Source organism: Pollutimonas rozaliensis (assembly GCF_048751585.1).
Lineage (GTDB): Bacteria > Pseudomonadota > Gammaproteobacteria > Burkholderiales > Burkholderiaceae_B.
Genome location: NZ_JAZHOB010000322.1, coordinates 1 through 243, shown reverse-complemented (window position 1 = coordinate 243; position 243 = coordinate 1). Strand labels below are relative to the sequence as shown.

The 243-nt window shown below is 48.6% G+C and carries 1 protein-coding gene; it reads right to left on the bottom strand.

From position 1 onward, the window contains the following. On the bottom strand, positions 1-149 hold a 149-nt coding region (locus V0R37_RS23455; protein WP_281099919.1), incomplete at its 3' end, for a NapC/NirT family cytochrome c. Between the last annotated feature and the right edge of the window lie 94 nt (positions 150-243).

Below are 243 nucleotides of genomic sequence, written 5' to 3'. Positions count from 1 at the left end.
CTGACACAAAATTCGGTTGTGCTGGTGACTTTGATCCCAACGTGTGGCAATACAATCAGCGCAATGCCAATCACAATCCCAATTGCGACCAGCGCCAGTACCGACCAACGAGCACTGGGTCTGCGTAGCGCGTTCCAGAGTTTCCGCATAATAACCCCTGTAGAATTATGGTTTAGTAAAGCGATCTTAATGAGCAAATATGAACAGCGGCACTGGTCAGGATGAACGGCTTACGGCAGAATA